Here is a 24,892-nt window from a genome sequence, read left to right as displayed (position 1 = left end):
ACGCGCCATGCCGTCCACGAAGTCGTCCGCCGAGGACTCCGGCACGCCCGCCGAGAAGTACAGCGGCTTCACCGCCGAGGAGCGGGCCGCGATGCGGGAGCACGCACGAGAGGAGAAGAAGGCCGCGGCGCGGCGCGGTTCGTCCCGGGCGGAGAAGGAGGCGGCGGCGGAGCGGGACGTGCTCGCGAAGATCGCCGAGATGCCGGAGGCGGACCGCCTCCTCGCCGAGCGGATCCACGAGATCGTCAGGACCGCCGCTCCGGACCTCGCGCCCAGGCTCTGGTACGGGATGCCCGCGTACGCCCGGGACGGCAAGGTCGTCTGCCACTTCCAGAGCGCGGAGAAGTTCAAGTCGCGGTACGCCACGCTCGGCTTCAGCGACCAGGCGGCACTCGACGACGGCTCCGTGTGGCCGATCGCCTACGCCGTGCGGGAGCTGACCGCGGCCGACGAAGAACGGATCACCGCGCTGGTCAGGAAGGCGGTGGGCTGAGGCCGGCCGGGGCAGGACACCCGAGCGGGACCGGTGGCCGACGACGCGGGCGCGGGTCTCCTGCTCGGCGGCCCGGCGGGCGTGCCCCGGTCCGGGGAGGAGATCCGCCCCGAACGAAGCGGAGCCGGCAGGGCGGCAGCCTTCGGGCCCGCGCACGGTGCCGTCCGGCCGGGTGGCTCGACGGCGATCGGTCGCCCGGTGCCGGCCCGCGGAACGCCACGCCGCGCCATGCCGCGCCCGCGCCCGCCGCGCGGCGGGTGCGGGTGCGGGTGCGGGCGCGGGCGCGGGCGCGGGGTTCAGGGGTGGCGTGGCCGGGTGGGTGGCGGGGCGGCGAAGTGGTCGCTCACCACGGTTGCCAGCACGTCCGGATCGCCGGCGATCAACGCGTCGAGCAGCGCCGTGTGCTGCGCCGCGTCGGCGAGCAGTTCGGCGCGGACACGGGGCGTCGGAGGGCCGCCGAGCGGCCACTGGACGCGGCGGTGCAGGTCGTCCGCGATCCGGACGAGCTGCTCGTTGCCGGACAGGGCCAGCACCGCCCCGTGGAACGCCCGGTCCGACTCCGCGTAGGCGGCACGGCAGCCGGAGGACGCCGCGCGGACGGTCGCCTCGGCGAGCGGCCGCAGCCCGGCCCAGCGCTCGACGGGCACCGTACGGGCCAGCCGCGTGATCACCGGCGCCTCGATCAGCGCCCGTATCTCGGCCAGTTCGGCCAGCTCCCTGGCCCCCCGCTCGACCACCCGGAAGCCGCGGTTGGGCACCACCTCGACGGCGCCCTCGGTCGCGAGCCGCTGCATGGCCTCCCGCACCGGCGTCGCGGAGACCCCGAACCGGTCGCCGAGCGCGGGTGCCGAGTACACCTCGCCGGGCGTCAGCTCGCCGGTGACCAGCGCGGTGCGCAGCGCGTCGAGGATCTGCCCGCGCACGGAGGCCCGCTGGACGACCGGACGGGAGCGGGGCAGCGGCGTCTCACCGTGCGTGTGCTCGCCCCGGGCGGCCCCGGATCCGGCCCCGGCCGCGCCGCCCTGGAACCGCTCCCGGCTCCGGTCCCGGTGCCGATCCTGACCCCGGTCCCGGTTCACGTCCGCAGCCGCCGGCTGCGGCGGCACCCGGAACCCGCCCGCGCCGGCTCCCGGAACACCCGTCTCCGCGGAGCCCTGCGCTCTTCGGCTCACGGGGGCCTCCTCCGGACGTTTCGGTACTTGAGGTCATTACGGCGAGTTGTCACTCGCCCGTCAAGCACCATAGGCGCCCAGGCCGTCAGTTCAAATTACGACCCCGCCGGGTAAGGTAAGGCTTACCTTTCATCCGCTTCCCGATCGGTGGTCCCGCATGCCCGCGCAGCCGTCGCCCCTCACGGACGCGTACACCCGTCTGACCGAGGTCTTCCCCGGATTCGCCGTCCGGGAGCTGGGCCCGGGCGAAGAGGCCCCCCGAGGCGGCGGATGGGTCGCCGCCGCCGCGCTCGCGGCGGGCGGCGCCGAACTCGACGCGTTCCTGGCCCGGGACGACGCCCAGGTGCGGCGCGACTACGGCCGCCCGGCGCGCCCCGACGTCCTGGCGAGCTTCGGCCTGCACCGGTACGCCTGGCCCGCCTGCCTGCTGATCACCGTCCCCTGGTTCCTGCACCGCAGGGTGCCCCGCTTCCCCGTGACGCACGTCTCCTACGACCGCACCGCCCCCGGCCTCTCCGTGGGCCGCATGGCGGTGCGCCCGGCCGGCTTCGCCTGCCTGCCGGACGACCCGGCGGCCGCCCTGCCCGGCGCGCGGGTGGTGGCCGGCGAGGAGGAACTGCGGGAGCGGGTGCGGGCCGCGGTGGCCGAGCACCTGGAACCCGTCCTCGCCGGATTCGGTCCGCGCATGCGGCGGCGCGGCCGGGCCCTGTGGGGCACGGCGACCGACGAGGTCGTGGAGGGCCTCTGGTACGTCGCCCACCTGTTCGGCGAGCAGCGGCGGGCACGGCGGGAGCTGGAGGCGCTGCTGCCGGGCGCGACCCGGCCGTACGTCGGCTCGGCGGCGTTCCGGGAACTGGCCGGACCGGACGGCGAGTCGCTGCCCACCCGGGACCGGGCGAGCTGCTGCATGTTCTACACCGTGCGCCCCGAGGACACCTGCGCCACCTGCCCGCGCACCTGCGACGCCGACCGGGTCACCAGGCTGCTCGCCGCGACGAGTTGAGGGACCCTCGGGTACGAACGCGCCGGGTATCCCGTAAGATCAGCGGCGAACGGGACCGCCCCACGGTTACAGGTGATTCACAACTTCCTCACTTGCCGCAGGAACTTTCCGTGGAACCACTCGTACGGGTAGTCTTATTCGAACTCAACTCCCGCCCCTCAAGCGGCAGTTCGAGCAGAACGCCGCCCTGGGCACTCCCTTGCGCTTCCTTGGCGGCCTCTTGCCCCGAAACCCCATGAGGGCCGGCGGGAGTGGGCCACTATGGCGGGCGTTACGCCCTATCCCAATGCAAGGGACCCTGATGAGACTGACCGACATATCGCTCAACTGGCTGCTTCCGGGCGCCGTACTGCTCCTGGGCATGCTGGTGGCGGTGGCGGTGCTCACGCGCAGCAAGCGGTCCGGGGAGCACGCGAAAGCAGAGGACTCGTGGGAGCGCAGCGAGGAGCGCCGCCGGCGCAAGGAGGCCATATACGGCACCGCCTCCTACGTCCTGCTGTTCTGCTGTGCGGCGGTGGCCGCCGCGCTCTCCTTCCACGGACTGGTCGGCTTCGGCGAGCAGAACCTCGGCCTCTCCGGAGGCTGGGAGTACCTGGTGCCGTTCGGCCTGGACGGTGCGGCCATGTTCTGCTCCGTCCTCGCGGTGCGTGAGGCCAGCCACGGTGACGCGGCCCTCGGCTCCCGGATCCTCGTATGGACGTTCGCGGGCGCCGCTGCCTGGTTCAACTGGGTGCACGCGCCCAGGGGCCTCGGCCACGACGGTGCCCCGCAGTTCTTCTCCGGCATGTCCCTCTCGGCGGCCGTCCTCTTCGACCGCGCGCTGAAGCAGACGCGCCGGGCCGCGCTGCGCGAGCAGGGTCTGGTGCCGCGTCCGCTGCCGCAGATCCGCATCGTCCGCTGGCTGCGCGCCCCCCGCGAGACCTACAAGGCCTGGTCGCTCATGCTCCTGGAGGGTGTGCGCAGCCTCGACGAGGCCGTCGAGGAGGTCCGCGAGGACAAGCGGCAGAAGGAGGAGAACCGGCTGCGCCGGCGTGAGGCCGACCGCCTGGAGCGCGCCCAGCTCAAGGCCATCAGCCGGGGCCACCGCGGCTTCGTGGGCCGGGGCGGACGACAGGTCGAGGCGCTGGAGCCCGCCTCGGCCTCTACGGAGCCTGCCCTATCGGCGCCGGAGTCCTTGCCCGTACGCGCCAGGCCCTCGCTGCAGCCCGTCCGCAAGGCCGGTACTGAACCGGTCACCGTCGACCTCACCGCGGAGGACGACACCATGGCTCTGCCCCGCCTCGACTCCCTCGAGCGCAAGCTGAAGGACCTCGAGCAGCAGTTCGGCTAGCAGCGGTCCGGCCGACCACGGCCTCATGGGAAGGGGGCGTGACCTTCGGGTCACGTCCCCTTCCCGTTGTTCACGCCCTCTTCCCGTGCACGTCCGCATCCCGTGCACGTCCGCTTCCCGTGCACGTCCGCTTCCCGTGCACGTCCGCATCCCGTGCACGTCCGCTTCCCGTGCACGTCCGCATCCCGTGCACGTCCGCTTCCCGTTCAGGCCGCCTCCGCCGCCAGTTCGAACCACACCGACTTGCCGACCCCGTGCGCCCGTACGCCCCACGCGTCGGCGAGGGACTGCACCAGGACCAGGCCCCGGCCGTTCGTGCCCTCGTCGCGGTCCGGCACGCGCATCCGGGGCCGGCGGGCGGCGAAGTCCCTCACCTCCACCCGCAGTCCGCAGGGTCCGACGGTGGCCGTCAGGACCGCGTCGCGGTCGGTGTGGACCAGTGCGTTGGTGACGAGTTCGCTGGTGAGCAGCTCCGCTATGTCGGACCGCCCGGGTCTGCCCCACTGCCGCAGCAGTTCCCGCAGGGCCCTGCGCGTCTCGGGGACCGCCTTCAGGTCCGCGTGTCCGAGTCTGCGCCGGAGCCGGGACGGCTCCGCCTCTTCCGCGCGGCCGTGGGCCGCCTCCTGAGCCGTGGTGATCGAGGGAACCCCGACCGCCGTGGACCCGCCCCCTCGTGCCTGCCTCTTCATGTCCCCCGCCCGCGTGCCGAGTCCGGTCCCCTCCTGGTCGAACACGTTCACGGGATCCATGCCCGATCGGGCAGACGGCAGTCATGCCGTCCGCCTCACGGTGGGGCATCCGGCCGCGGGGGCAGGGATTTCGGACACGGGACGACGCCGGAGGCGGCGATGTCCGGGCCGCCGCGGAGACCGCCGCCGGCCCGGGGCGGCGGCCGCCCCGGGGACCGAGCGGACGGGCGGGCGCCGGAGGACACCGGAACGTCTCCCGGCCGGATCCCCGCCGCCGCCCGCCACCGGCCTCCCACGGCCGTCGAAACTGGCCGGAATCCATCGCCAGCAGCGGCGGCGGCCGGGCGGAGTCAGGGGCGCGGGATGTTGCGGAGGTTGGAGCGGGCCATCTGGACCATGCGGCCCACACCCCCGTCCAGCACCATCTTCGACGCCGACAGGGCGAAGCCGGTCACCATCTCGGCGCTGATCTTGGGCGGGATGGACAGCGCGTTGGGGTCCGTGACGACGTCGACGAGGGCGGGTCCCTTGTGCCGGAAAGCGTCCTTCAGGGCGCCCGCGAGCTCCTTGGGCTTCTCCACGCGCACACCGTGGGCGCCGCAGGCGCGGGCGACGGCCGCGAAGTCGGGGTTCTTGGCGGTGGTGCCGTAGGCGGGCAGCCCGGCGACCAGCATCTCCAACTCCACCATGCCCAGCGAGGAGTTGTTGAACAGGACCACCTTCACCGGCAGGTCGTACTGCACCAGGGTCAGGAAGTCTCCCATCAGCATGGAGAATCCGCCGTCCCCCGACATCGACACCACCTGCCGGCCGCGGTCGGTGAACTGGGCCCCGATCGCCATCGGCAGCGCGTTCGCCATCGAGCCGTGGGTGAAGGAACCGATGACGCGGCGGCGGCCGTTGGGCGAGATGTAGCGGGCGGCCCAGACGTTGCACATGCCGGTGTCCACGGTGAACACCGCGTCCTGGTCGGCCACTTCGTCCAGGACGGCGGCCACGTACTCGGGGTGTACGGGCACGTGCCGGTCGACCTTGCGGGTGTAGGCGTTCACCACGCCTTCCAGCGCGTCCGCGTGCTTCTTCAGCATCCGGTCCAGGAAGCGGCGGTCGGTCTTCTCCCGCACCCGCGGGAGAAGACAGCGCAGCGTCTCCCGGACGTCGCCCCACACCGCGAGGTCCAGCTTCGAGCGCCGGCCGAGGTGTTCGGGCCGGACATCGATCTGGGCGATCCGCACGTCGTCGGGCAGGAAGGCGTTGTACGGGAAGTCGGTGCCGAGCAGGATCAGCAGATCGCACTCGTGGGTGGCCTCGTAGGCGGCGCCGTAGCCGAGCAGGCCGCTCATGCCGACGTCGTACGGGTTGTCGTACTGGATCCACTCCTTGCCGCGCAGCGCGTGCCCGACCGGGGACTTGATCTTCCCGGCGAACTCCATGACCTCGGCGTGCGCGCCCGCCGTGCCGCTGCCGCAGAAGAGGGTGACCTTCCCGGCCCGGTCGATCATGTCGACCAGCCGGTCGATCTCGGCGTCGCCGGGGCGGACCGAGGGCCGGGCGGTCACCAGGGCGGTCTCGGCGGCCTTCTCCGGGGCAGGCTCCGCGGCTACGTCGCCGGGCAGGGTGACGACGCTGACGCCGGACCGGCCGACCGCGTTCTGGATGGCGGTCTGCAGCAGGCGCGGCATCTGCCGGGGGTTGGAGACCATCTCGCTGTAGTGGCTGCACTCGCGGAACAGCTGCTCGGGGTGGGTCTCCTGGAAGTAGCCCAGGCCGATCTCGCTGGAGGGGATGTGCGAGGCGAGGGCGAGGACCGGGGCCATGGAGCGGTGGGCGTCGTAGAGGCCGTTGATGAGGTGGAGGTTCCCGGGGCCGCAGGAGCCGGCGCAGGCGGTCAGCCTTCCGGTGATCTGGGCCTCCGCTCCGGCGGCGAAGGCGGCGGTCTCCTCGTGGCGGACGTGCACCCAGTCGATGGCGGCGTTGCGGCGCACCGCGTCGACGACCGGGTTGAGGCTGTCGCCGACGACTCCGTAGAGGCGTTGCACACCGGCGCGGACGAGGATGTCGACGAACTGTTCGGCAACGTTCTGCTTGGCCATGGCGCTCTCGTGCCCCTTCGCTCTCCGACGATCCCCGCGTCCATGAATGCACAGCCGGGGCGCTCACGCCTCCCAGACGGCCGCCGCCGTGCGGTCGTCGGCGTAGCCCTTGACCCTGACCTGGGTGTCGGCGAGGAAGGCGGCGAGACCGGGCGGGCTGGACCCGGCCCACCGGCCGGTGAGGTAGCGGCACAGGTCGGGTTCGCCGCGCAGCGGCTCCGCGAGTCCGTCGGTGCACATCAGGAGCGTGTCACCGGGGCGGGCGAGGGAGGCGCGGAAGCGGAAGGGTTCGCGGGGCGGCTGCGGGGCGGGCTCGTACGGGTTCGGCGGGGTGGGGATGCCGAGGTCCATGGTGAGCCGGTCGCCCTCGGGCGTCTCGGCTGGCGACGAGCCGAAGCCGACGACCGGTTCGCCGCTGACCTCCGCGACGCGCGGCTCGAGGTCCTGCCACTCGCCCTCCCGGAGCCGGAACAGGCCGCCCGCGCCGACGCCGAAGAACACGCGGATACGGCAGTCGGGGTCGGCGGGCAGCAGCAGACAGCGCAGGGTGGCCGAGTACGCGTCCGGTTCGACGCCCTGTTCGGCGGCGCCGGCCCGGAGCTTGCCGAGGCTGCGGTCGGTGAGACGGTGCAGGCCGGACTTCAGGTCACCGCGCCGGGCGGCCCGGATGTCCTGGGAGAGGCGCGCGTGACTGCGGCCGACGGCGCGGGCGATCCAGCGGCAGGCCTCGGCGGCCGCCCGGTGCGCCTCCGGGGCCGCGCGGACGCCGGTCGCCATCGCGACCAGGACCAGGGCCTCGGCTCCGGTGCCGAAACGGGCGGTGAGCAGGGCGTCGCGGCGCGGCTCGCCCCGGTAGCGCGCGGAGTCGCCGCGCAGCGAGACCGCGCGCAGGGTGCAGACGCCGTACCGCGCGCCGTCCAGCACGGTGTCCGGTACCAGGGCGTCCGGTTCGTCGGGGTCGGCGGCCGGCAGGGCGGTCGGCTCGGGGTCGTAGGTGGGCGGGCCGGAACCGATGTGGTCGACGGGGTGCGGGGGGACGGCGAGTGCGGCCGGTGGGGCTCCCGGGGCCCGTGGGGGCGAGGGGGTCGGTGCCATCGGGGCGGCGGCCTGACCGGAGGAAAAGAAACCGGCCTCGGGGGCAGGGGCTCCGGGGGGTCCGGTTTCGGGGGCGCGGGGATCCGTCTCGGGGGCAGGGGAGCCGAACGTGCCCGCGCCGTGCGAAGTGGCGCGCTGCGGCGGCAACGCCGCCGGTCCGGGCGGCGCGGCGGGCGAGGGTTCCCGCCCGGCGCGCGGGTCCCCGGCCCCGGCGCCCGGTGGAGTCCCCGGCCTCGGGGGCAGCCCCGGCTTCGGCGGCGTCCCCGGCGGTGGGGGCGTCCCCGGCCGCGGAGGGGTCTCGGGCCGCGGGGGTGTTTCGGGCCGCGGGGGTGTTTCGGGCGCCCCGGTCCGCTGCGGGGGGACCTTGTCCCCGTCCCGGTCTCTTTCCCCGTCCCGGTCTCTTTCCCCGTCCCGGTCTCTTTCGCCGTCCCCGTCCCCGTCCGCGTCGTGCACGCCGGTGCCGCCCCCCACGGTGCCCGCCGCGGAGGCGAACCGGTCGTCCAGGGAGTCGCGCTCGGCCGCGGGGCCCGTGTCCTGGGTCGATTCCTCGTACAACTGCCGCCACCAGTCGTCCTCGTGACCGGTGGGCCTTCCCCCCTGCTGGCTCATGCCCTCAATTGTCCACCGCACCGGCCCCGGGAAAACGGGGCATCGGGAAAATCCGCCTCCCCGGCGCCGGCCTGCCGCGCCGCCGCGGCAACGGGAGCCCGGTCAGGGCGCCAGCCCGGCGGCTCGCAGGTGCTGCACGGCGTAGGAGCGCCAGGGACGCCAACTGTCGGGGACGTCCAGGCCCGGCGGGGCCACGTCGGGGTCGCCCAGGGCACGGGTGCGGACCACGGCGACCGTGCGGGCGTCCATGGCGGGCAGGGCGAGCAGCACCGCCTGCGCCTCGTCGCGGTCGGCGCCCGCGTCCAGGTGTACGGCGCCGTCGGCGAGGGCGGCGGCGAGGGCGCCCAGGGTGCCGTGCGGCTCGGCCTCCGCGAGGACGGCCGGTTCGGGGAAGAGGTGGGTGAGGCTGCCGCTGGGCGCGTCCAGTGCCTTGCCGTACCGCCGCACCAGGTGCGCGGCCGCCGTCCGCCCCACCAGGGCCCGTACCGCGAGCTCCTCCGGGTCGGCGGCGCCGGGCGACCTGAGCCCCGGGCGGGCGGCGACCAGCGGGGCGAGCCGCTCGTCGGCGCCGAGCCGCTCGTCGACGGCGTACGGGTCGGCGTCCAGGTCGAACAGGCGCCGCAGCCGCTGCACGGCGGTGGTCAGGTCGCGGGGGTCGGTGAGGTGCAGGCGGGCGTCCAGCCAGCCGCCCGGATGGGCGGCCGAGCCGGACACCGGGCCGCCGGCCCGTTCGTCGACCGCGGCGATGCCGGTGCCGTGCGGGAGGCGGAGGGTACGGCGGTACGTGCGCCGCCCCGGCGTCCCGCTCACCTCCTCGACACCGGGCACGGCCTCGCGCTCCAGCAGGTCGAAGACGGCGCCGGACCGGTACGGGCCCCGGTGGGCGAGCCGCAGCGGTATCGCGCCCGCCAGGACGGCCGCGCGCCGCGCGGTCCGGCCGCCGCGCGGCGACGCCTCCCGCAGCCCGCTCGGCGTCGAGGCGTACACGGCGCGCATCGTGTCGTTGAACTGCCGCACACTGGCGAAGCCGGAGGCGAACGCTATCTCGGTGACCGGCAGGCCGGTGGTCTGCAGCAGCAAGCGCGCGGTGTGCGCCCGCTGGGCGCGGGCGAGGGCGACGGGCCCGGCGCCGAGTTCGGCGGTGAGCTGCCGCTGCACCTGCCGGGCGCTGTAGCCGAGCCGGGCGGCGAGACCGGCGACGCCCTCCCGGTCGACGACGCCGTCGCCGATCAGCCGCATGGCGCGGCCCACCACGTCGGCGCGCGCGTTCCAGTCGGCCGAGCCGGGCACGGCGTCCGGCCGGCACCGGCGGCAGGCCCGGAACCCCGAGCGCTGCGCGGCGGCGGCCGTCGCGAAGAACCGGACGTTGCACCGCTTCGGGGTCACCGCCGGGCAGCTGGGCCGGCAGTAGATGCCGGTGGTCTCGACGGCGAAGAAGAACTCCCCGTCGAACCGGGCGTCCCGGCTGCGCACCGCCTCGTACCTGGCGTCCTCGTCCGTCATGATGTCCAGTCTCGGCGCCTTCGGTACCGCACGGCCAGCGGAAATCGGACGTCACGCTTCACTGCTCTGGTCCTCCCTGCTCTGATCTTCCCTGCTCTCGTCTTCGGTGCTCTCGTCTTCAGTGCCCCGGTCGCGGGTCCGCGGTGGCGGCGGGCAGTTCCACGGTGACGCGGATCCCGCCGGCGGGGCGCGGGGCGATGGTGAGCGTTCCGTCGTGGGCGTGGGTGATGGTCTTGACGATCGCCAGGCCGAGGCCGACGCCCGCGTGGTCGGTGCGCACGCGCTCGGTGCCGCGCCGGAACGGTTCGGTGAGGGTCGAGGTGAGCTGTGGGGCGAGCTTCTCCCCGGTGTTCTCGACGGTGAGCACCACGGTGCCCGGGCCGAGGCCGGTGTTCACCCGCACGGCGCCCTGTCCAGGCAGGTTGTGGACGATCGCGTTGTGCACGAGGTTCATGGTGAGCTGCAGCAGCAGCGCCCGCGATCCGGCCGTGGGGGCGATGTCGCCGCAGGTCTCGACGGTGACGCCGTGCTTCTCCGCGAGGGGCAGGAGCGTCTCGGCGGCTTCTTCCGCCATGAGGGACAGGTCGACCCGTTCACGGGTGAAGGACCGCTGCTCGGCGCGGCTGATCAGGAGCAGCGCCTCGGTGAGGTCGATCGCCCGGGTGTTGACCGCGTGGAGGCGGTCGAGGAGTTCGCCGGTGTCGTGGTCCGGGTCCGTGCGGGCCACGTCGAGGAGTGCCTTCGAGACGGCCAGCGGGGTGCGCAGTTCGTGGGAGGCGTTGGCCGCGAACCTCCGCTGTTCGGCGACGTGTGCTTCGAGTCGCGCGAGCATCGCGTCGAAGGCGTCGGCGAGTTCGCGGAACTCGTCCTTGCGGCCGGGCAGTCGGATCCGGTGCGAGAGGGATCCGGTCGCGGCGGTGCGGGTGGCGTCCGTGATGCGGGTCAGCGGGGCGAGCATGCGGCCGGCCAGGATCCACCCTCCGAGGAGACCGAAGAGCAGCAGGAACGCCAGTACGGCGGCTGCCCTCGGGGCGAAGACGTCCAGCAGGACCGACCGGATGGGGAAGACGCCGTTCGTCAGTTCGTCGTCGCCGGGGTTGATCAGCATCGCGCGGTCGGGGACGTGGCGCAGGAGGAACGCCCACACCGCCGCCAGCAGCAGCACGCCGGCGAGCACGAGGAACCCTGCGTAGCTGAGGGTGAGTCTGAGGCGGACGCTCGGTCCGGGCGTCCTATCCACGGTCTCGTCCCCCGTCTACGGGCTCAGGCTGGGCGTCGATGCGGTACCCGACGCCCGGCACGGTGGCGATGACCCAGGGTTCGCCGAGCCGCTTGCGCAGGGCCGAGACGGTGATGCGTACCGCGTTGGTGAAGGGGTCGGCGTTCTCGTCCCACGCGCGTTCCAGGAGTTCTTCGGCGCCGACGACACCGCCCTCGGCGCCGACGAGGACTTCGAGCACCGCGAACTGCTTCCTGGTCAGCGCGACGTAGCGGCCGTCCCGGTGGACCTCTCGGCGGAACGGGTCCAGCCGCAGGCCCGCGATCTCCCGCACGGGAGGCCTGTGGTGGGCACGTCTGCGGTCGAGGGCCCTGAGCCTGAGCGCGAGTTCCTGGAGTTGGAAGGGTTTCGTGAGGTAGTCGTCGGCGCCGAGCCCGAACCCGGAGGCCTTGTCGTCGATCCGGTCGGCCGCGGTGAGCATGAGGATCGGCATGCCGCTGCCGGAGGCGACGATGCGTGCGGCGATCTCGTCGCCGGACGGTCCGGGGATGTCGCGGTCGAGGACGGCTATGTCGTAGGCGTTGACGCTCAGCAGTTCCAGGGCGGTGTCGCCGTCCCCCGCGATGTCGGCGGCGATCGCTTCCAGGCGCAGGCCGTCGCGAACGGCTTCCGCCAGATACGGCTCGTCCTCGACGATCAGCACACGCATGCCGTCGAGGCTACGAGCCGCCGCGTATCGGCGGCATATCGAAAACCCCATACGCGCCGGCAACACCGGGCTGCCTTGACTGGCGGCATGACGCGAAACCCGTCACCGGCCCGCCCGGCGACCCGCCGCCCCCTCCGCCCTTCCACGACGTACCGGAACCGGCCGTCCTGGCGCGCCCGCGTCCGCCGGGCGGTCGGCGGAGTCCTCCGGCCGGGGCCCTGGAAACGCGGCCCGGTGTTCGCCGCGGCGGCGCTGCTGCTGGGTCTGATCCTGCTGCTGCACGCGGAGATCCCGAACCGGATCGGGGGTCTCGGCAGCCTGGTGGAGACCTTCCTGCCGTGGTTCGGCCTGATGGTCCCGGTGCTGCTGGCCGGGGCGCTGTGGCGCCGCTCCGCCTCCGCGGTGGCCGCGCTGCTGCTGCCGGCCGTCGTCTGGTTCGACCTCTTCGGCGGGCTGCTCGGCGACAAGTCCCGCCCGGGCGGCGACCTCACCGTGGTCAGTCACAACGTCGGCGCCGACAACCCCGACCCGGCCGGCACCGCCCGCGACCTGGCCGCCTCCGGCGCGGACGTGCTGGCGCTGGAGGAACTGACCCCGCGGGCCCGGGGCACCTACGAGCGGGAGCTGGCGAAGACGTACCCGTACCACACGGTGCAGGGCACGGTCGGGCTGTGGAGCAGGCTGCCGCTGTCGGACACCCGGCCGGTCGACGCCGGGATGGACTACGGACCGCTCGCGGCCACCAAACCGGCCGACGTCAAGCCGGCCGACAACCGGGCGCTGCGCACCACCGTGGCCACGGGCCGGGGGCCGCTGGCGATCTACGTGGCCCACCTGGGGTCCGTACGGGTGAATCCCCGGTCGGGTTTCGCGACGGCCCAGCGGGACCGGGGCGCGCGGGCGCTAGGCGAGGCCCTCGCGGCCGAGCGGAACGGGCGGGTGGTCCTGCTCGGCGACCTGAACGGCACCCTGGACGACCGCGCGTTCGCCGACCTCACCGCACGGATGCGCTCGGCCCAGGACGCGGCCGGGGACGGCTTCGGCTTCACCTGGCCGGCGAAGTTCCCGGTGGCGCGGATCGACGAGATCCTGGTCCGCGGCGTTGCGGCGGACAGCTCGCGGGTGATGCCGACCACCGGCAGCGACCACTTGCCGGTGGCGGCCCGAATCAGCTGGTGAACCGCGCATCCTGCCGGACGGCAGGCAGCCCGGGGGCAACGGGCGCGGCCGGCGGTGAGGGCGGTCGCGCCCGGCGGTGAGGGCGCGGCCCCACCACCGGACTCGCGCCCTCACCACCGAAGTCGCGGCCCCACCACCGAAGTCGCGGCCCCACCACCGGAGCCGCGGCCTCACCTCACCGCCGGTTTCCCCGCTTCGCCTCCATCGCCGCCCTCCCCTCGGCGCCCCGGCGCTTCCACTCCCGGCGCAGTTCGGCGCGGACGCGGGCGTCGGTCTTGGCCACGATCCGCTGGTTCTCCCGCATCAGCTTGCGGTAGCTGTCCAGCCGCCGGGCGGGAAGCTCACCGCTGTCCACGGCGGAGCGCACCGCGCAGCCCGGTTCGGCCTCGTGCGCGCAGTCGTGGAAGCGGCACCGTGCGGCGAGTTCCTCGATCTCGGTGAAGACCTGCCCGACCCCGCCGCCGGCGTCCCAGAGCCCGACGCCCCGAAGCCCCGGGGTGTCGATGAGGACGCCGCCGCCGGGCAGCGCGAGCAGGTTGCGGGTGGTGGTGGTGTGCCGTCCCTTGCCGTCGACGTCCCGGGTGGCGCGCACCTCCATCACGTCGGCGCCGAGGAGCGCGTTGGCGAGGGTGGACTTGCCGGCGCCGGACTGGCCGAGCAGCACGGAGGTGCCGCCGGAGACGGTGGCGACGAGGACGTCGAGGCCGTCCCCGTCCAGGGCGCTGACCGCCAGCACGGGCACGCCGGGCGCCGACAGTTCCACGTCCTGCACGAGGTGGGCGCGGGTGACCGGGTCGGGCACCAGGTCGGCCTTGGTCAGCACGACCAGCGGCTGCGCCCCGGACTCCCAGGCCAGGGCGAGGAACCGCTCGATGCGGCCGAGGTCGAGCTCGACGGCGAGCGACACGGCGACGATGGCGTGGTCGACGTTGGCGGCGAGGATCTGTCCCTCGGACCGCTTGGAGGAGGTGGAGCGCACGAACGCGGTGCGGCGCGGCAGGTACGTCCGCACGTAGCGCGGGTCGCCGGCGGGTTCCACGGCGACCCAGTCGCCGGTGCACACGACCCGCAGCGGGTCGTGCGGGGTGACGAAGGCGGTGTCGGCCCGCAGGACGCCGTCGGCGGTGACGACGTCGCACTGGCCGCGGTCGACGCGGATCACCCGGCCGGGCAGCAGTCCTTCGGTGTCGTACGGGGCGAACGCGGTCGCCCATGCCTCGTCCCAGCCGTAGGGAGCGAGCGCGGAGAAAACTGGAGAAGCGGAAGAAGCGGAGCGGGAAGTCAAGGGGGAACCCTTCACAGGGTGGCCCCGGCGAGGTGTCTGGTCGTCAGCCGGCGGCCACGGAGGTGGACGTGATGAGCTGGATGCGGGCAGCGCCCATCGCAGTGACAGTCATCGGTCAACACCTCCTCATCGCTCGTACGGTCGCCCCCGAGGGCGGACCACGCGGACCACTCGGCCAACAGCGCAGACGCTACAGCCCCTCACCGACCACCCGCCACCGGTTTTCCGCGGCTGTCCGAGCCGCCCTGCCGGACGGCGGGGCCCGGACCGTCGGCGGGGCCGGGCCGTCGGCGGGGCCGGACCGTCGGCGGCCGGGCCTCACCCGGCCGGCATGATGCGGTGCCGGCCGGCCGGTCCCCCGGCACCGCGAGTGGCTCAGGTGGAGCGCCCGGCCGGACCCGTACGTCAGCCGGCTTTCGCGCAGGCGTGTCCGTTGAGCTCGAAGTGGTACGGCGGAGAGTTCCTGCTCTGCCAGGAGGCGAGGAAGCCGAAGGTGAGGGTTCCCCCGGCGGGGACGGACCTGTTGTAGTCGGCGGCGGTGGCGGTGACGCGGGAGCCGTTCTGGGCGAAGCTCGCGTCCCACATCTGGCCGACCCTCTGGCCGTCCCGGAACGACCAGGCCACGCGCCAGCCGTCGAGGGCGTCCTCGGTGGTCACCGAGACGGTGGCCTGGAAGCCGTCGGGCCAGGAGTTCACCAGGTCGAAGGCGGCCGTGCAGGTCGCGTCCCCGCCGGACGGCGCGCCGCCGCCACCGGCCGTGGACTCGGAGGTGCCCTGCGGTTCCGGGTCCGGATTGTGGTCGCCGCCCGTCGGCGTCGCGGTCGCGGTCGCGGTCGCGGGCGCCAGGGTGGGCGCGGTGGCCGAGGCGGACGAACCGGCGCCGGGCGGCAGGGACGGGTTCGGGACCGCGACCGGCTGCCGGTCGGACGTGTCGGCGGTGGCGGCGTCGTCGTCCGCGCCGCCGAACGGCATCATCGACACGGCCAGCGCCACCAGCGACACCAGGACGGCCGCGGCGAGGAGCCCGTGGCGCACCAGGCGGGCCCGCTGCGCTCCGGGCCGCGGTTCGCGGTCCTCGCCGTCGGCCTGCTCCGGCCGCCCGGCGCCCAGGCGCACCTCGGCGGCGCGGCGGCGGCGCTCCAGGTAGGCCAGGCCGCCCCAGCCGATCACGCCGCCGGCCAGGGCGGCGGGCAGTTGCCCGCCGTGCGGGCGCAGGCAGGCGGCGGCCTCGGCGCACTCCACGCACGTGGCGAGGTGGCGCGAGAGGTCGGCGGGGATGTCGGCGGCGGGCGACCGGGTGACGGCGTCGAGGAGGCGGGCGTAGCTGCGGCAGCTCGCGTCCATCGGCGTGTCGAGGTGGTTGCGGTGGCAGCGGTCGCGGAACAGGCCGCGCACCTGGTCGAGTTCGCCGCCGACGGCGGCCGGGTCGAGGCCGAGCCGGCGGGCCACCACGGACCGGGGCAGCGCCTCCACCTCCGCCAGCCACAGCAGCGTGGCGTCCGCCTCCTGGAGGTCGCGCAGGCCGCGCAGGGCGAGCGGGCGCTGCAGCGGGGGGCCGTTGTAGCGGGCGGCCTTGTCGGAGTTGAGCCACAGCCGCAGGTCGGGGTCGAGGTCGTGGCCTCGTCCGGCGGCCTCCCAGGCCGCCGCGGTGGTGCGTACGGCGGTCAGCATCCGCGGGATGGCGGGCAGTCGGGACGGGCGGCGGCCGGTGCCTCGGGCGGCGCCGGCGTCGGCGGCGCGGGCCTCACCTGTACCGAGTGCGAACGCCTCCCTGGCCAGCTGCGTGGCAGCGGCGGATCCGGAGGTGCACAGATCGGCGTAGGAAAGCACCGCGTCCCAGCACTCCGAGAAGAGCGCGGCCTCAGCGGCGCCCTTCGGGGTCGGCAGGTCGAGCATGGGTCTCCTGCATCCACAAGCGAGGTCAACTCACCATACTGGCAACGGAGTTGGGGGGAACCTCGGGGCAGAGCAAGAGCTTTTCACGTTTTCCACACAACTGACAAGCGGTTGCTTGGCATCCGGTAACCGGTTGCCGGCGGTTGCCCGTCGAGGGCCCCCGCCGTCCGCCGCGACCGGGTCACACCTCCGCGGGTTCGTCCGCCGCTTCGTCCGCCGCCGCTTCGTCCGCCGGGAGGCTGTCCATGAAGGAGCTGACGGAGAAGACGGCACGGCCGGGTCCGGGCGGGCCGTAGCCGGGCGGGGAGGACAGGCCGAAGTCTTCCATGGTGGCGCGGTAGGCCTCAAGCAGGCGGATGTGGTACTCCAGCGGGGCGCCCTGCGGATTGGCCTTGCCGAGCGGGGTCGTGGGCTCCGGGCACCAGGTGGTGAAGCGGGGCGTGATGCCGTGCGACATGAAGAAGCGCAGGCCCTCGGTCGTGGACGCGATGGCCTCGTCGACCGTGGTGAAGCCGAAGGGCTCGGCCATCTCCACGCCCGCCACGAAGTTGGGGATGACGTTGCGCGCGCCGAAGACGTCGGCGGAGTCGAGGATCCTGCGGTGCCACTCGTCGCGGCCCACGTAGCGCTCCTTGCCGGGGCAGTACAGCTCGAACAGGCGGCGGTCCCACACCTCGAAGTTGGGGTGGTAGATCTGCACGCCGTAGTCCTTGAACCGCTGCACGTCCGGCTTCGGCAGCGCCTGCGCGACGACCTTGCCGATCCAGCGGCCCGGGAAGCGCTCCTCGATGGCCTTGGCGTAGTGGCCGTAGAAGTCGGCCTCGTCGCGCCCGGCGACGGTCTTGGTGATCGCACCGCCGGTGAGCGTGTAGGCGGTGGAGGCCTTCTGGGTGTCGTAGCGGTCGATGATCTCCAGCGCCTCCAGCACCTCCTCCACGTCCTTGACGCCGGTGTACGGGCGCCCGGCCGCCTTGTGCTGGCGCCAGTTGTGGTTGATGTCGCAGTACTGGCACTCCTCCTTGGCGCCGAAGTACTGGCAGACACGGAAGACGGTCAGGTAGATCAGGTAGCCCCACTGGATGGTGGGGGCGACCTCCATCACCGACTTCCCGCTCGCGAGGGTGTGCCGGTAGTACTCGGGCATGGGCGGCACGCCCACGTCGGAGATCCGCCTGCCGTCGAGGTAGAGCCCGAGCACGCCCTCCTCGTCGGCGGCGACGCGGTACGGCGAGGACGGGTTGACGCGCACGGAGACGACGGTGCGGCGCAGGCCGTACGGGCCGCCGGTGAGGATGATCTCCTCCGGCGGGCGGCGGAGCGCGGCCTCGCCGAGTTCGGGCAGGGTGCCGTGGTCGAAGGAGAAGATGAAGTACGACTTCGGCTTGACCTCGCCGCCCTCGTTGTCGCTGAGCGCGGACGGGTCGAAGGCGACACCGCCGCGCAGCAGGTCCTCCTTGAAGACGGCTTCCCGCGGCACGTGCGGGAACCGCTCCATCAGATCCTCGACCAGCGCGGTACGGCTGCCCATCCCGACTCTCCTCAACGCTCGGACATACGACTCCTCACGGTAGCCCCCGTCTCGGGGTCAGCCGTGCCGGGTCCCCCCGCGCCGTACGACGTGCGCGGGCGGGGCGATGTCCGGGGGCAGCAGCGGGTCGGCCACGGGGGCGCCCCACATCGAGGTCAGCGGCAGGGTGCCGGCCCACAGGCCGAGCCCCGCGTCGGGTCCGTCGCCGTCGTCGGGGGCGCCGGCGCGGATCTTGACGGAAGCCTGTTCGAGGCTGAGGGCGAGCAGGACGGTCGCGGCGAGTTCCTTGCGGCTGGGCTGCCGGGCGTACGCCCACTGCCCCGGCGCCGAGTGCTCGGTGAGCCGGCGCAGGCCCTCGAGTTTCTCGTCGGGGTCGGTGACCTTGCGGGGGATGCCGTGGATCATCGCGCTGCGGTAGTTGACGCCGTGCTCGAAGACGGACCGGGCGAGGACCAGCCCGTCGACGTGCGTGACGGTGACGCAGACCGGGGTGTCGCCGGCGAGGCTGCGGCTGGCCACGGAGCCGTGGACGTAGAGCTCCCGTTCGTCCCGCCCGTACACGGTCGGCACGACCATCGGCCGCCCGTCCACCACCACTCCGAGATGGCAGACGAACCCGGCGTCCAGGATCGCCTCCAGGTCGGCCCGCTTCCGGCTCCCCTGCTCGCGCAGGCGGCGGTGCCGGGTCACATCGGTCTCGGGAAGGACGGCGGGCAACTGCGTGGACGTCATGCGCCGCAGACTACCGATTCCGTACGAGACTGACCATCATCAAGTCGATAGCATCGCCAGGACTTGCCCAGCACAACGAAATCCGCATCAACACCACGGCCGCCGACGCGTGCCGCAGCGCCTCGGATCCCGGCTCCGCGCCTCCGTGGACCGGACGCCGCCCCTCACGCCTCCCGCTCCAGCGTCGTCGGGTCCACCGCGTGCGCCAAGCCCCGGCCCGCCACCAGGCGCTCGGCCTCCGCGGCCACCGACGCGCCGAGGCGGGCCAGCTCGTTGCCCTGGGAACCCGCGAGGTGCGGGGTGACGAAGGCGCCCGGCAGGTCGAGCAGGGGGGAGTCCGCGGGCAGCGGCTCGGGGTCGGTGACGTCGAGGATCGCGGTGAGGCGGCCGGCGCGCAGTTCACCGGCGAGGGCGTCGTGGTCGACGAGGGCTCCGCGCGCGGTGTTGATCAGCACCGCCCCGTCCGGCATCAGGGCCAGCTCACGGCGGCCGATCATCCGGTGCGTCTCGGGGGTGGCGGGGGCGTGCAGCGTGACGGTCCGCGAGGTGCGCAGCAACTCGTCGAGCGGCAGCAGCGGGACGCCGAGCGCGGCGGCGCCGGCCTCGTCCACGTAGGGGTCGGTGAGGCTCACCCGCAGGTCGAAGGGGCGCAGCAGTTCGATGACGCGACGGCCGGTCCGGGAGGCGCCGATCACGCCGACGCGGCGGCCGTTGTTGCCGATGCCGGGGACGAGGCCCCAGCCGGGCGAGGCACGCTCGGCGCGCAGGCGCTCGCGCCGGGCGAAGACGTCCTTGCCGGCCAGCAGGATCACGGCGAGGGTGTACTCGGCGACCGGCACGGCGTTGACGTCGGCCGCCGAGGAGACCGCGACGCCGCGCCGCCAGAGCTCGGGGGTGACGAAGCCCTTGACCGAGCCGGCCGTGTGCAGCACCGCGCGCAGCCTCGGGGCGGCGTCGAGGACGGCCGCGTCCAGCCGGGGGCAGCCCCACCCGGTGACGAGGATCTCGGCGCGGGCGAGTGCCTCGCGGACGCCCGGCGCGGTGAGGTCCTCGGCCACCACGCCGGGGTCGATGTCGACGCTCGCCCGCAGCCGGGCCAGCACCTCGGCGGGGAAGACCTGGGGAACGTTCACGGCGGTCATGGCGAACAGGGCGTGCGGACGCTCGGGCAAGGCGAGTGACCTTCCGGTGGGGAAACCGCTTCCCACGGTAGGTGGCGGCGGATGAGAGGGTCAACGCACACGCACTTCCGCGGGAGGGACGGCAGGGATGTCGGAGACGGTCACCAACTGGGCGGGCAACATCACCTACACGGTCGGGGAGTTGCACCGGCCGCGCTCGCTCGACGCACTCAGGGCCCTGGTGGCCGGCAGCCGGAAGGTGCGGGTGCTCGGCAGCGGGCACTCCTTCAACCTGATCGCCGAGCCGGGCGCCGGGGGCGTCCTGCTGTCGGTCGCCGGCCTGCCGCCCGAGATCGACGTGGACCGGGCGGCCCGTACGGTGCGGGTCTCGGGCGGCGTCCGGTACGCCGAACTGGCGCGCGCGGTGCACGCCCACGGGCTGGCGCTGCCCAACATGGCGTCGCTGCCGCACATCTCGGTGGCCGGGTCGGTCGCCACCGGCACGCACGGCTCGGGGATCGCGGGCGGCTCGCTGGCGGCGCCGGTGCGCGAGGTGGAGCTGGTCACGGCGGACGGTTCGACGGTGCGGATCGCCCGCGGCGACGCCCGCTTCGGCGGCGCCGTGACCTCCCTCGGCGCCCTCGGCGTCGTCACCGCCCTCACCCTCGACCTGGAGCCGGCGTACCGGGTCGAGCAGTACGTCTTCACCGAACTGCCGCTGGTGGGGCTGGACTTCGGCGAGGTCGCGGCCTCGGCGTACAGCGTCAGCCTGTTCACCGACTGGCGGGAGCCCGGCTTCCGTCAGGTGTGGCTGAAGCGGCGCACCGACCGGCCGGCGTCCGCCTTCCCCTGGGCCGCGCCCGCCACCGAGCCGATGCACCCGGTGCCGGGCATGCCCGCGGCCAACTGCACCGAGCAGTTCGGGGTGCCGGGGCCGTGGCACGAGCGGCTGCCGCACTTCCGGGCCGAGTTCACCCCGAGCAGCGGGGACGAGCTGCAGTCCGAGTACCTGCTGCCGCTGCCGCACGCCCTCGACGCGCTGCACGCGCTCGACGCCGTCCGGGCCCATGTCGCCCCCGTCCTGCAGACGTGCGAGGTGCGCACGGTGGCCGCCGACGCGCAGTGGCTCAGCCCGGCGCACGGACGTGACTCGGTCGCGCTGCACTTCACCTGGGTGGCGGACACCGCGGCGGTACTGCCGGCCGTGCGGCGGGTGGAGGAGGCGCTGGACGCCTTCGGCGCGCGGCCGCACTGGGGCAAGCTGTTCACCGTCCCGGCGCCCGCCCTGCGCGCGAGGTACCCGCGGCTGCCCGACTTCCGGGACCTGGCGACCGCCCTCGACCCCGGCGGCAAGTTCGCCAACGCCTTCGTGCAGGATGTGCTGAGCCTCTGAGACCCTCCGGCCCTGCACCGTCCGGCCTGGGGCGCACCCGGCCGGGCCTGCGCGGGACCGCGCCGGGCCACAGCTGAGCCGGATCGGCCCCGCACTTTCTTCAGCCCCTTCCCTAACCCTTGTCGAAGGTCTCCCGGCAGGAGCTGGCGGCCGCCACCGGGCTCAGCCGCAACTGCCCGAGCCGCCCGCGGAGGCGGCCGGCGGCGCGGAGACGCGGTGGACGGTGCGGGCGCTGCTGGCCGCCGGCACCGCGTGGGCGCCCCGGGGGCACGAGGTGGCGTGGGGCCAGGTACCGGTGGCGGCGCGTCCGGCGCCGTCCGTCGCGGCCACCGCCCGCCCCGTCCTCGCCGAGCGGCTGATCACGCTCGGTCCGGCCTCCTTCGGCGCCCGCACCGGCGCGCTGCGGGCCGTCGGCGGCGTCCAGGTCACCGGCCTGCGGCTCGAACGTCTGGCGGGCGCCCACCGACAACGACGACGGCGCCTCCTGGCAGAGCGACGTCCGGTTCGGGCCGCTGTGGCGCGAGTTCGGCCTGCGCCGCATGCGGCACCGGCTGGACGCCGTGGAGCCGGGCGACGACGCGCTCACCGTGCGGACCCGGGTGGCGCCGGCCGCCTGGGAGGTGGGCCTGGACGCCGTGTACCGCTGGACGTCCGACGGCAGCCGGCTGCGGCTGACGGTTTCGGTGACCCCCGAGGGGGACTGGACGGTGCCGCTGCCGCGGCTGGGCATCCGCTTCGGCCTGGCCGAGGCGGACTCGGTGACGTGGCACGGCGGCGGCCCCGGCGAGGCGTACCCCGACACCAGGCCGGCGTCCCGCCTGGGCCGTTGGACGTCCACGGTCGACGACCTGCAGACGCCGTACGTCCGGCCCGCCCGCAGGAGAACGGCGCCCGCGCCGACGTCCGCTGGGCCCGGCTCGGCGGCCTGCGCGTCGACGGCGACCCGGAGTTCTCCTTCACACCGCCCGGCGCTGGACGACCGAGCAGCTGGACGCGGCCCGGCACCTGAGCGACCTCACCCCGGGCGACACCGTGTGGGTCAACCTCGACCACCGCCAGCACGGCATCGGCTCCCAGTCCTGCGGTCCCGGCCCGTTGCCGCGGTACTTCCTGCACCCCGAGCCGACGGAGTTCTCGTTCGTCTTCTCGCAGGCCGACTGACCCGGACGCCCTCGGCACCGCCGCGGCCGGCCGGCCGCGGCGGTGTCCCGTACCGCTCAGCCGCGCAGGGTCGTCAGCCAGGCGGTCAGCAGGTCGTTGACCTGTTCGGGGCGTTCCTGCTGGATCCAGTGGCCGCAGCCGTCGAGGATGTGCGAGGACACCAGGCCGGGCAGGGTGGTGGGGTACGCGTCGATCGCCTCGGCCAGCCAGGTGGTGGAGGCGTCCAGTGCTCCGCCGACGAAGAGGGACGGCTGGGTGAGGGGCTTGCCGTGGAAGTCGGCGAGGTCCTCCCAGTCCCGGTCCATGTTCCGGTAGCGGTTGAGCGCGCCGCGCATACCGGTCCGCTCGAACTCCCCCGCGTAGAAGTCGAGTCCGTGCTCGCCGAGCCAGGCGGGCAGCCGGCCGGCGGGGAACCGGTCGCGCAGCCTCCCCCCGCGGCTGACGAAGTGCGGGTCCGGGGCACCGGGTGCGGGCATGGTGTCGCCGGAGAAGGCGGCGTAGAAGCCGGCCAGCCAGCCGCGGACGTCGGGTTCGATCTCGGCCTCCGCCCGGCCGGGCTCCTGGAAGTAGGAGACGTACAGCTCCTCGTCCCCGCCCATCCGGGCGAAGACCTCGCTGGGCCGCGGACCGCCGGGTGGCGTGTAGGGGACGCTGAGCAGTGCGACCGCGCGGAAGACGTCCGGTCCGAGGAGGGCGGAGTGCGCGGCGATGCCCGCCCCCCAGTCGTGCCCGACGATCACCGCGGTCTCCTCGCCGAGCGACCGCACCACGGCGACGCTGTCCTCGACCAGGTCGAGCATCCGGTACGCGGCCACCTCCTCCGGCCCGGAGGAACGCCCGTAGCCGCGGACGTCGACGGCGACCGCGCGGTGGCCGGCCGCGGCCAGCACCGGCAGCTGGTGGCGCCAGGAGTACCAGGACTCGGGGAACCCGTGCACCAGCAGCACCAGCGGCCCGGTGCCCTGCTCCACCAGGTGGATCCGGCCGGCGGGCGAGGGGACCAGACGATGGGTGGGACCCGTGGCCCGGGCGGACTGCGGCATGGCTCCTCCGTGCTGTCGATTCCGTACCGTCGATCCGGCTGCGGGTGTCGGGTGCGCATGACGATCCTTCGGCAGGAACGCGGGCCGCCGCGAGGGCTGTTGCCGGTTCGGCAAAATCCCGGAGCCCGGATCCTGGAGCCAGATCCCGGAGCCGGATCCCGGAGCCCGGATCCCGGAGCCCGGATCCCGAAGCCGGATCCCGCAGGCCAGGCGCCGCCTGCGTGCACTAGGGTTCGGCCTAGGAACCCTAGGTTCATTCCGGAGGTCGCCCATGGCCCGCGCTGGACTCACCGCCGAGCGGCTCGTCGCCGCGGCCGCCGACCTCGCGGACGAGGCCGGGTTCGAGAACGTGACCCTGTCCGCGCTGGCCCGGCACTTCGGGGTCAAGGACGCGAGCCTGTACTCGCACGTGCGGAACCTCCAGGACCTGCGCACCCGCCTGGCGTTCTACGCCGGGGCGGAGATGGTCGACCGGATCGCCGCGGCCGTCGCGGGCCGGGCCGGCAAGGACGCGCTGGCGGCCTTCGCGGGCGCCTACCGCGCGTACGCCCTGGAGCGGCCGGGCCGTTACGCCGCCACCCAGATACGGATCGACCAGGCCCTCGTCGCCGCCTCCCCCGTCCTGGCCCGCACCGCCGAGATCACCTACGGCATGCTCCGCGCCTACGGGCTGGAGGAACCCGACCTCACCGACGCGGTCCGCCTGCTGCGCAGCACCTTCCACGGCTACTGCGCCCTGGAGGCCTCCGGGGGCTTCGGCGCCCCGCGCGACGTGCGCAGGTCCTGGGACAGGGCCGTCGACGCACTGCACGTACTGCTGGAGAACTGGCCGCGAGGGGACGAGGACCCGGGCTGAAGTCCACCACGACGACGAAGGCGGCCCCCTGGCCGGCGGTGACGCCGGGCAGGGGGCCGTTGACGCGATCGGGCTGTGGCGGCCGGCCTGCGTCAGCCGTCGTTCTCCGCCGACGGGATGAACGCGTCCGGCACGTTCCGCGGAGCGTAGATCTTCTTCTCACCGGGGTAGGGCTTCGTCCAGTCGTACCGCTCGTACCAGGCCGGGCTTCGAGCCCGCCGGGTCGAGGCCGGTGGACGGTTCGTCGAGGACGAGCCGCCGGGGCTCGGTCAGCAGGGCGGCGGCGAGTCGAGCCGCTGGCGCATGCCGAGCGAGAAGCCGCGGGTACGGTCGTCGGCTACACCGGTGAGGCCGACCTCGTCGAGTACGTCGTCGATCGCCGCCGAACGCGTGTCGTGGCCGCGGAGTGCGGCCAGCGCGGCGAGGTTCTGCCCGGGGTGAGCGAGGGGTGGAGAGCGGGACCGTCCACGAAGCCGGCGACGCCGTCGGGGGCGTCGAGTGCCCGCCCGGCGGGCGTGCCCAGCACCTCCAGGCGACCGCTGTCGGCGACCGAGAGCCCCAGCAGGGACGAGCAGGGTCGTCTTCCCGGCGCCGTTCGGCCCGACCAGGCCGTGATTCCGCCCCTGCGCCACGTGCAGGTCGATGCGGTCGAGCGCGATGACGTCACCGAAACTCCTGGTGACGTCGTGAGCCCGGATCGCGAGGAGTTCTTCCATGGGTCCCTTAGTCCATCTCCATGGTTCGTCGGTCCCTCGCCGGTGATGAGTCCCAACTGGCGTGATA

20 protein-coding genes and 1 pseudogene are annotated in these 24,892 nt (G+C 74.1%); 7 read left to right on the top strand and 14 right to left on the bottom strand.

The annotated features are described in order from the left end of the window. The first annotated feature begins 7 nt into the window (after window positions 1-7). Window positions 8-493 (top strand): iron chaperone, encoded by a 486-nt coding sequence (locus VKA29_RS17985; RefSeq protein ID WP_324786850.1) that lies wholly within the window; start codon window positions 8-10, stop codon window positions 491-493. Window positions 494-789: 296 nt separating this feature from the next. Here VKA29_RS17985 and VKA29_RS17980 read toward each other — a convergent pair whose 3' ends face one another. After that, entirely contained in the window at window positions 790-1,665 is an 876-nt protein-coding gene (locus VKA29_RS17980) for a GntR family transcriptional regulator (protein WP_324786849.1), read from the bottom strand. Window positions 1,666-1,822: 157 nt separating this feature from the next. Here VKA29_RS17980 and VKA29_RS17975 point away from each other — a divergent pair, with 157 nt between their 5' ends. Together VKA29_RS17975 and VKA29_RS17970 are read left to right on the top strand one after the other, a co-directional pair. Then, the gene (locus tag VKA29_RS17975; RefSeq protein WP_324786848.1) at window positions 1,823-2,668 is read left to right on the top strand and encodes a (2Fe-2S)-binding protein; all 846 of its coding nucleotides are present in this window, start codon (window positions 1,823-1,825) and stop codon (window positions 2,666-2,668) included. A gap of 301 nt (window positions 2,669-2,969) precedes the next feature. Then, window positions 2,970-3,998 (top strand): DUF2637 domain-containing protein, encoded by a 1,029-nt coding sequence (locus VKA29_RS17970; protein WP_324786847.1) that lies wholly within the window; start codon window positions 2,970-2,972, stop codon window positions 3,996-3,998. Between the two features lie 206 nt (window positions 3,999-4,204). Here the strand turns inward: VKA29_RS17970 and VKA29_RS17965 are convergent, their stop codons facing one another. The 6 genes from VKA29_RS17965 to VKA29_RS17940 form a co-directional block, all read right to left on the bottom strand. Continuing rightward, window positions 4,205-4,687: an ATP-binding protein gene (locus VKA29_RS17965; protein WP_324786991.1), complete on the bottom strand. Its 483-nt coding sequence runs from the start codon at window positions 4,685-4,687 to the stop codon at window positions 4,205-4,207. A 350-nt stretch (window positions 4,688-5,037) separates the two neighbouring features. Then, a complete protein-coding gene (locus VKA29_RS17960) occupies window positions 5,038-6,780 on the bottom strand; it encodes a pyruvate dehydrogenase (RefSeq protein ID WP_324786846.1) in 1,743 nt (580 codons plus the stop codon). Between the two features lie 63 nt (window positions 6,781-6,843). Beyond that, complete coding sequence (locus VKA29_RS17955) at window positions 6,844-8,484, bottom strand: protein phosphatase 2C domain-containing protein (RefSeq protein WP_324786845.1); 1,641 nt, start codon at window positions 8,482-8,484, stop codon at window positions 6,844-6,846. Between the two features lie 102 nt (window positions 8,485-8,586). After that, on the bottom strand, window positions 8,587-9,987 hold the full coding sequence (locus tag VKA29_RS17950; RefSeq protein WP_324786844.1) for a DNA-3-methyladenine glycosylase 2 family protein: 1,401 nt from the start codon (window positions 9,985-9,987) through the stop codon (window positions 8,587-8,589). A gap of 118 nt (window positions 9,988-10,105) precedes the next feature. Continuing rightward, the gene (locus VKA29_RS17945; protein ID WP_324786843.1) at window positions 10,106-11,227 is read right to left on the bottom strand and encodes a HAMP domain-containing sensor histidine kinase; all 1,122 of its coding nucleotides are present in this window, start codon (window positions 11,225-11,227) and stop codon (window positions 10,106-10,108) included. Continuing rightward, complete coding sequence (locus VKA29_RS17940) at window positions 11,220-11,915, bottom strand: response regulator transcription factor (protein WP_324786842.1); 696 nt, start codon at window positions 11,913-11,915, stop codon at window positions 11,220-11,222. Before VKA29_RS17940 ends, VKA29_RS17945 begins: the two co-directional genes overlap by 8 nt. An 87-nt stretch (window positions 11,916-12,002) precedes the next feature. Between VKA29_RS17940 and VKA29_RS17935 the strand changes: the two genes are divergently transcribed. Next, window positions 12,003-13,094: an endonuclease/exonuclease/phosphatase family protein gene (locus VKA29_RS17935; RefSeq protein WP_324786841.1), complete on the top strand. Its 1,092-nt coding sequence runs from the start codon at window positions 12,003-12,005 to the stop codon at window positions 13,092-13,094. 175 nt (window positions 13,095-13,269) lie between these two features. Here VKA29_RS17935 and rsgA read toward each other — a convergent pair whose 3' ends face one another. The 5 genes from rsgA to VKA29_RS17910 all read right to left on the bottom strand — a co-directional run bounded on the left by rsgA (window position 13,270) and on the right by VKA29_RS17910 (window position 19,707). Continuing rightward, the gene (gene rsgA, locus VKA29_RS17930; protein WP_324786840.1) at window positions 13,270-14,379 is read right to left on the bottom strand and encodes a ribosome small subunit-dependent GTPase A; all 1,110 of its coding nucleotides are present in this window, start codon (window positions 14,377-14,379) and stop codon (window positions 13,270-13,272) included. A gap of 405 nt (window positions 14,380-14,784) precedes the next feature. Next, window positions 14,785-16,275: a cellulose-binding domain-containing protein gene (locus VKA29_RS17925; RefSeq protein WP_324786839.1), complete on the bottom strand. Its 1,491-nt coding sequence runs from the start codon at window positions 16,273-16,275 to the stop codon at window positions 14,785-14,787. 181 nt (window positions 16,276-16,456) lie between these two features. After that, window positions 16,457-17,803 carry a radical SAM protein gene (locus VKA29_RS17920; RefSeq protein ID WP_324786838.1) on the bottom strand — a complete coding sequence of 449 codons (1,347 nt, stop codon included), beginning with the start codon at window positions 17,801-17,803 and terminating at the stop codon, window positions 16,457-16,459. 57 nt (window positions 17,804-17,860) lie between these two features. Then, window positions 17,861-18,535, bottom strand: coding sequence for a pyridoxamine 5'-phosphate oxidase family protein (locus VKA29_RS17915; protein WP_324786837.1), 675 nt, complete (start codon window positions 18,533-18,535; stop codon window positions 17,861-17,863). 164 nt (window positions 18,536-18,699) lie between these two features. After that, window positions 18,700-19,707, bottom strand: coding sequence for a hydroxyacid dehydrogenase (locus tag VKA29_RS17910; protein WP_324786836.1), 1,008 nt, complete (start codon window positions 19,705-19,707; stop codon window positions 18,700-18,702). Window positions 19,708-19,804: 97 nt separating this feature from the next. Between VKA29_RS17910 and VKA29_RS17905 the strand changes: the two genes are divergently transcribed. Both VKA29_RS17905 and VKA29_RS17900 read left to right on the top strand, forming a co-directional pair. Further along, a complete protein-coding gene (locus tag VKA29_RS17905) occupies window positions 19,805-21,049 on the top strand; it encodes a D-arabinono-1,4-lactone oxidase (RefSeq protein WP_324786835.1) in 1,245 nt (414 codons plus the stop codon). A 160-nt stretch (window positions 21,050-21,209) separates the two neighbouring features. After that, window positions 21,210-22,210, top strand: a pseudogene (locus tag VKA29_RS17900) (beta-galactosidase small subunit family protein); the annotation flags it as partial. Between the two features lie 56 nt (window positions 22,211-22,266). Here the strand turns inward: VKA29_RS17900 and VKA29_RS17895 are convergent. Then, entirely contained in the window at window positions 22,267-23,253 is a 987-nt protein-coding gene (locus VKA29_RS17895) for an alpha/beta hydrolase (RefSeq protein WP_324786834.1), read from the bottom strand. A gap of 271 nt (window positions 23,254-23,524) precedes the next feature. Here VKA29_RS17895 and VKA29_RS17890 point away from each other — a divergent pair, with 271 nt between their 5' ends. Then, on the top strand, window positions 23,525-24,109 hold the full coding sequence (locus VKA29_RS17890; RefSeq protein ID WP_324786833.1) for a TetR-like C-terminal domain-containing protein: 585 nt from the start codon (window positions 23,525-23,527) through the stop codon (window positions 24,107-24,109). Window positions 24,110-24,378: 269 nt separating this feature from the next. Here VKA29_RS17890 and VKA29_RS17885 read toward each other — a convergent pair whose 3' ends face one another. Then, window positions 24,379-24,825 carry an ATP-binding cassette domain-containing protein gene (locus VKA29_RS17885; RefSeq protein WP_324786832.1) on the bottom strand — a complete coding sequence of 149 codons (447 nt, stop codon included), beginning with the start codon at window positions 24,823-24,825 and terminating at the stop codon, window positions 24,379-24,381. Window positions 24,826-24,892 lie beyond the last annotated feature (67 nt).

It is taken from the genome of Streptomyces sp. H51 (assembly GCF_035656535.1).
Lineage (GTDB): Bacteria > Actinomycetota > Actinomycetes > Streptomycetales > Streptomycetaceae > Streptomyces.
This window is presented reverse-complemented; position numbering and strand designations above follow the sequence as displayed.

Excerpts from the sequence above, each read along its gene's own strand:
- VKA29_RS17985 (WP_324786850.1), top strand. The coding sequence starts at position 8 with ATGCCGTCCACGAAGTCGTCCGCCGAGGACTCCGGCACGCCCGCCGAG.
- VKA29_RS17975 (WP_324786848.1), top strand. The coding sequence starts at position 1,823 with ATGCCCGCGCAGCCGTCGCCCCTCACGGACGCGTACACCCGTCTGACC.
- VKA29_RS17970 (WP_324786847.1), top strand. The coding sequence starts at position 2,970 with ATGAGACTGACCGACATATCGCTCAACTGGCTGCTTCCGGGCGCCGTA.
- VKA29_RS17965 (WP_324786991.1), bottom strand. The coding sequence starts at position 4,687 with ATGAAGAGGCAGGCACGAGGGGGCGGGTCCACGGCGGTCGGGGTTCCC.
- VKA29_RS17960 (WP_324786846.1), bottom strand. The coding sequence starts at position 6,780 with ATGGCCAAGCAGAACGTTGCCGAACAGTTCGTCGACATCCTCGTCCGC.
- VKA29_RS17955 (WP_324786845.1), bottom strand. The coding sequence starts at position 8,484 with ATGAGCCAGCAGGGGGGAAGGCCCACCGGTCACGAGGACGACTGGTGG.
- VKA29_RS17950 (WP_324786844.1), bottom strand. The coding sequence starts at position 9,987 with ATGACGGACGAGGACGCCAGGTACGAGGCGGTGCGCAGCCGGGACGCC.
- VKA29_RS17940 (WP_324786842.1), bottom strand. The coding sequence starts at position 11,915 with ATGCGTGTGCTGATCGTCGAGGACGAGCCGTATCTGGCGGAAGCCGTT.
- VKA29_RS17935 (WP_324786841.1), top strand. The coding sequence starts at position 12,003 with ATGACGCGAAACCCGTCACCGGCCCGCCCGGCGACCCGCCGCCCCCTC.
- VKA29_RS17925 (WP_324786839.1), bottom strand. The coding sequence starts at position 16,275 with ATGCTCGACCTGCCGACCCCGAAGGGCGCCGCTGAGGCCGCGCTCTTC.
- VKA29_RS17920 (WP_324786838.1), bottom strand. The coding sequence starts at position 17,803 with ATGGGCAGCCGTACCGCGCTGGTCGAGGATCTGATGGAGCGGTTCCCG.
- VKA29_RS17915 (WP_324786837.1), bottom strand. The coding sequence starts at position 18,535 with ATGACGTCCACGCAGTTGCCCGCCGTCCTTCCCGAGACCGATGTGACC.
- VKA29_RS17905 (WP_324786835.1), top strand. The coding sequence starts at position 19,805 with ATGTCGGAGACGGTCACCAACTGGGCGGGCAACATCACCTACACGGTC.
- VKA29_RS17895 (WP_324786834.1), bottom strand. The coding sequence starts at position 23,253 with ATGCCGCAGTCCGCCCGGGCCACGGGTCCCACCCATCGTCTGGTCCCC.
- VKA29_RS17890 (WP_324786833.1), top strand. The coding sequence starts at position 23,525 with ATGGCCCGCGCTGGACTCACCGCCGAGCGGCTCGTCGCCGCGGCCGCC.
- VKA29_RS17885 (WP_324786832.1), bottom strand. The coding sequence starts at position 24,825 with ATGGAAGAACTCCTCGCGATCCGGGCTCACGACGTCACCAGGAGTTTC.